Here is a 5,228-nt window from a genome sequence, read left to right on the forward strand (position 1 = left end):
CCCCGGGCGCCCGCGGTTGTTCAGGCGGCCGTGACCCCGGGGGGGGGGGGCCCTGGGGGGGGGGGGCCCCCCCCCCCCCACGCCGGTGGCCACGGCCATCACGAGCAGCAGCACGGGGCCGGTGGCGCGGGCGGGCCGACGGGCCAGCTGCCAGCCCACCAGGGCCGGGCCGAGGCCGCGGCCGCGGGCGGCCACCCGGGCGCCGAGCCGGGCGGCGAGCGGCAGCAGGCGCAGCACCACCAGGGTGCCGGCGCAGAGCGCCAGGGTCGGGGTGGCCACCAGCAGCAGGTCCACGCCGAGCCGGCCGGAGGAGTCGGTGGACAGCCCACCGCCGTACTGGCTGAGCTGCTGGTAGGCGAGCACGGCCAGGGCGAGCACGACGAGGTCGCCGCCGTTGCGCGCGACGCCGGAGACCAGGGCCTGGCGGCGGCCGGAGCGACTGCGCAGGGCGGCTCCGGCCCCGCGCAGCAGGCTGGGCAGGCTGGCCAGCAGGACGCAGGCGAAGGCGCAGAGCACGGCGATCGGCCAGAGCGACCAGCTGATGCCGGTGTCCAGGGGCACCTGGTGGTCGCTCCCGAAGCCGGCCAGGGCGCGGACCAGGAACGGAGTCAGCAGGGGGGCCAGCAGCGCGGCGGGCAGGGCGAGCAGCAGCGACTCCGTCGCGGTGAAGAAGCCGAGCCGGGCGCCGGAGGCGCCGCGGGCGGCGAGCAGCTCGTTCTCGGCCGTCTGCCGGGTCGCGATCAGGTTGACGACCAGCAGCAGCGCTGCGACGGCGAGCACGGCCAGCTGGAGGGCGCCGATCAGCAGGGTGGTCCGGGCAACCATCATGCTGGAGGACAACTCGCGCAGGATGTCGGGCAGTTCGGTCCTTGAGCCGATGCTGGCGCGGGACTGCAGGTCATCGGCGAGGCCCTGGGCGCGGTCGCCCATGGCCTCCGCCGAGGACTGGCCGATGCCCGTGAAGTCGGCGTCGAGCAGCCAGCTGCGGCTGCTCTGCACCAATCCGGCGGTGGTGAAGGCGCTCTGGTCGACCAGCATCGGGCCGTAGGTGGTGAAGCCGCTGACCTCCACCTCGTGACCGCGGACCGGGTCGATGCGCCAGTACGCGTCGGCCGGGTCGACGGCCCGGTAGACGCCGGTGACGCGGACGGTCAGCGGCTTGCCGTCGAGGCGGTCCGCCAGCTGCACATCGGCGGGCAGGGCCTGGTCGGTGAGGCCGAGCCGGGCCAGCATGGTCTGCGGGACGGCGACCTGCGGGGCGGCGGTCTGGACCGGGCCGGAGGCCGCGGCGGGCCACGCGCCGGCGAGCAGGTGGGTCCGGTCTCGGTCGAGGTCGGCGAGGACCGTCAGGTCGGGCTGGGCCCCGGCTCCGGGGACCGCGGACCCGGGGGCGCCGCTGGTCCCGGTAGTGCCGCTGGTGCCGGTAGTGCCGCTGGTCCTGGTAGTGCCGGTGGCGCCGGCGCCGTCCGGCAAGCCGTAGGAGCGGCTGCGCAGCAGGCTGTCGGTGCGCACGGACAGGTCTCCGAAGAGCCTGCCGCGGTAGGCGGCGAGCTCCGCCTCGTCCTTCGCACGCTGGTCGAGCCCGTGTTCGGCGGTCACCACGACCGTGGTCCGGGCGTGGCCTGTCCCCTGGAGCGCCTGCCGCAGACCGGCCTCGCCGACACTGCGGTTGAACGCCACCAGCGCGGTCAGCACGGCCGTGGTGATCAGCACTGCGAGCAGCACGGCGGCAGCCAGCGGCAGTCGCCCACGCAGTCGGCGCACGACGAAGCCGAGCATCAAGTTCCTCCCCGGTCTTTACGTCCCCAGGTTGCGTCCCAGCCCGGTCCATCGATCCGATTTGGTCACAACTCGGCTACGAATAGACACACTTAGGGCACATCGACGCAATGATCACCGGCATTTGATCACCGGATAGCGGACGACTCTGTCAGATTCGATCCAGGAACGGAAGGGACTTGCGCTAACAAGTAAGTAATGAGCAAATTCCTTGCATTGGCAGCTCCCCCACTTCGGGCGCCCGCCAGAATGCCATGAACATTTCATAACTCAGGCTCCACAGCACGCCTTTGGGAACGCCGACCCGCACCCCGGAAATCGCCGCCCGAAACCGTGAACCCGTGGCGCCGCCCGTCCGTAGACACTGGGTAGACACACACAGGGGGAAGCCTCAATGACGCAGCCTCAGGCCACCGCCACCACCAACACCCCGATGGTGGCCGTGACCGACCTCCGACGCAGCTTCGGCACCGGCGAGCGGACCGTGCACGCGCTGCGCGGCGTCTCCTTCACCGTCGGCCGCGGCGAACTCGCCGCGCTCAAGGGCCGGTCCGGCTCCGGCAAGACCACCCTGCTCAACCTCGTCGGCGGCCTGGACGCCCCGACCGCCGGCAGCATCGCCCTGGACGGCACCGACCTCGCCGAGCTGAACGAGGACGGCCGGCTCGCCCTGCGGCGGGAGCGGATCGGCTTCGTCTTCCAGTCCTTCGGGCTGATCCCGATGCTCACCGCCGCCGAGAACGTCGGCGTGCCGATGCGGCTGCGCAAGGTCTCGGCCGCCGAACGCGAGGAGCGCGCGCACACCCTGCTGGCCCTGGTCGGCCTCGCCGACCAGGCCAACCAGCGGCCCGGCGAGCTCTCCGGCGGCCAGCAGCAGCGCGTCGCCATCGCCCGCGCGCTGGCCAACGAGCCCGGCCTGATCATCGCCGACGAGCCGACCGGCCAGCTGGACTCGGAGACCGGCCGCTCGATCATGCAGCTGCTGCGCGCCGTCGTCCGCAGCGAGGGCGTCACCGTGGTGGTCGCCACCCACGACCCGACGCTGATGGAGCTCGCCGACCGGGTGATCGAGCTGCGTGACGGGCGGATCGTCGAGGAGGCGGCGAAGCCGGCCGCGTAAGGGTGGCCCGGGGTGGACCGGCCTGTCCGGCCTGTCCTGTCCGGTCGGGCGGGCCGTCCGGTCGGGCGGTCCGGCGCACCCGGGCGCGGCCGGTGATGAACCCGGACGCGCTCCGCGAGCCCGTTCAGGGCGCCTTGAGCACCGCCTCGCAGGCTCGGCACCGCCGGGTGCGCTGGGACGGCGGGTACCAGGGCTCGCCGGGCCCGGCCGGGCGGTAGGGCTCCCGTTCGAGGTCCGCCGTGTCGAGGCCGCAGAAGGTCACCGGCCCCGGATCCTCCGGCACATCCGGATCCGGCGGCGCCGCGTGCACCCAGCGAATCCGCGCGCCCACGTCGACCTCGCCCGCGTCCAGCACCTCCGTGGACGACTCCAGCTCGACCAGCACGACCACTCCGCTCATACCTCGACCCTGCGCCCCTGCGGCGGCTCGCGCATCCGGTGGCGGGCCCCCTCCCGGTCAGGCCCCGGGGAGGGTGATCGACTGAGCGTGGTGGAACACCCCCGCGCCGTCCCAGTACGCCTTGGTGCGCTGCAACCGCGGGTAGTTCCCCTTGTAGTAGAGCCGCTGGTAGGCCGGGTCCGGCTGGTCGGCCGTGCCCAGGTCGACGTCCGGGTAGTTGACGTAGGCGCCGTCCGTCGCGGTGTCGATCTCCGGGACACCACCGGTCTCCCGGTAGACGTCCCGGTAGAGCCCGGCGAGGTACGCCAGGTGGTCGGCGTCCTGGGCCTCGTCGGTCCAGTACGTCTGGTACTGGAGCTTCATGATCGAGTCGCGCTGGGGGACGGCGGTCTCCCCGGGCCCGCGGGTGTTGATCCGGCAGCCGTAGGAGTCGATCTGCACCAGCGTCTTCGTGAGGTCCACGCCCTCGACGTCCCGGACCAGCCAGTCCCAGAAGGTGGCGATCTGCGCCCGGCTGAACGGCTCGCGGTGGTAGGCCGACTTGTACTTGCCGCGCTGGTTGTCGCCCGACGGGTTGAGCGTCATGGTGGCCTGGAACCAGGGCAGTTGGCGACGCTTCTCCGGGTAGGGCAGGAACAGCCCGCCGGCGCTGTGGGTCTGGACCACCGAACGCGTCGCCATCCCGCGCTCGACGGCCGCCAGGAACGCGTCGAGCGGCGCCGGGTCGTCACCGTCCCACTGGCTCACCAGGACGACGTTCCCGTTGGAGCGGTGGGTGAGCTTGAGGATCGCGAACAGGCCCTGGTAGGTCGGCTCCTGCGGGCCGCTGTGCTCGGCCATGAAGGCGCCGAAGTTGCGCACCAGGGTCTCGAAGTCGCCGGGCCGCTTCACCAGTTCGCCCCAGGGCCAGGCGACGCTGCTGAGCCAGACCCGGGGCGGCGGCTTCGGCACGCCGACCGCGAAGTGGTAGCGCAGCACCACCCCGAAGTTCCCGCCGCCGCCCCCGGTGTGGGCCCAGAAGAGGTCCGCCTCCGGGGAGCCCTCGCCGTCGTCGCGGTGCGCCCTGGTCACCACGGCGGTGCCGCCCCGCACGGTGACCACGTCGACCTGGACCAGGTGGTCCACGGTGAGCCCGTGCCGCCGCGAGAGCAGGCCGAACCCGCCGCCGCAGATGTGCCCGCCCGCGCCGACCGAGTAGCAGGACCCGGCCGGCAGCGTCACCGCGTACGCGCGGAAGAGCGTGGTGTAGACGTCCCAGTTGGTGGCCCCGCCCTCCACGCAGTACGTCGGGTGGCCGAACTTGTCCCTGGCGGCGGCGACACCCCGCATCATGCCGAGGTCGAGGATGACGCCCCCGTCGTTGTCGACGAAGCCCTCGTAGCAGTGCCCGCCGCCGCGGACGGTCGGCCGCAGCCCGTGGTCCAACGCCCGGTTCAACTCGCCCACGGCGTCCGCCTCGTCGACCACCAGGCGGATGTAGGCGGGGCTGCTGCGCCAGCGCTGGTTGAAGCCCTGGCCGAGCGTCCGGTAGCGGGGATCGCCCGGCCGGACCGACCGCCCCTCCGGCGGCTCCCGGCGCGCACCGGCCGCGGCCGCCGTACCCGTCGAGCCGCCGGACACCCCGGCCGCCGCCGCACCGGCGGTGCCCAGGAATCCCCGTCGGGAGAATGCGCCCTCCATGGCCCGACCTCACTTTCTCGGCGATGAGAGAAGCTGGCGGCGGCACGCTAACACAGGTATTCGAGGGTGGGAATCCTTTAACGAACTAGTGTGACAGTACGTCATTTTCGGCGAATCAGCGCAGGTCCCGGACCAGTGCGGGCCCGGCGCCCGATTGATGCTCCTATGGGTTGTCAAGCGGTGGTGAGCCATTCGCGGTAGGCGTTGGCGAGGTCGTCGTTTCGGCGGGTGCCGCGTTCGAGGGTGGAG

Annotated in this window: 4 protein-coding genes; 1 reads left to right on the forward strand and 3 read right to left on the reverse strand. The window is 72.7% G+C overall.

Annotation, left to right across the window (positions count from 1 at the left end):
- The coding region (locus tag ACFV61_RS33430) for an FtsX-like permease family protein (protein ID WP_380495812.1) at positions 1-1,779 on the reverse strand (1,779 nt) is incomplete at its 3' end.
- A gap of 394 nt (positions 1,780-2,173) precedes the next feature.
- Between ACFV61_RS33430 and ACFV61_RS33435 the strand changes: the two genes are divergently transcribed.
- The gene (locus ACFV61_RS33435; protein ID WP_380371068.1) at positions 2,174-2,899 is read left to right on the forward strand and encodes an ABC transporter ATP-binding protein; all 726 of its coding nucleotides are present in this window, start codon (positions 2,174-2,176) and stop codon (positions 2,897-2,899) included.
- Positions 2,900-3,023: 124 nt separating this feature from the next.
- Here ACFV61_RS33435 and ACFV61_RS33440 read toward each other — a convergent pair whose 3' ends face one another.
- The gene (locus ACFV61_RS33440) at positions 3,024-3,299 is read right to left on the reverse strand and encodes a hypothetical protein (RefSeq protein WP_063346028.1); all 276 of its coding nucleotides are present in this window, start codon (positions 3,297-3,299) and stop codon (positions 3,024-3,026) included.
- Between the two features lie 57 nt (positions 3,300-3,356).
- The gene (locus ACFV61_RS33445; protein WP_380495815.1) at positions 3,357-4,979 is read right to left on the reverse strand and encodes an FAD-dependent oxidoreductase; all 1,623 of its coding nucleotides are present in this window, start codon (positions 4,977-4,979) and stop codon (positions 3,357-3,359) included.
- Positions 4,980-5,228 lie beyond the last annotated feature (249 nt).

Origin of the sequence: Kitasatospora sp. NPDC059817 (assembly GCF_042731835.1) — a bacterium.
In the GTDB taxonomy this organism is placed as follows: domain Bacteria; phylum Actinomycetota; class Actinomycetes; order Streptomycetales; family Streptomycetaceae; genus Kitasatospora.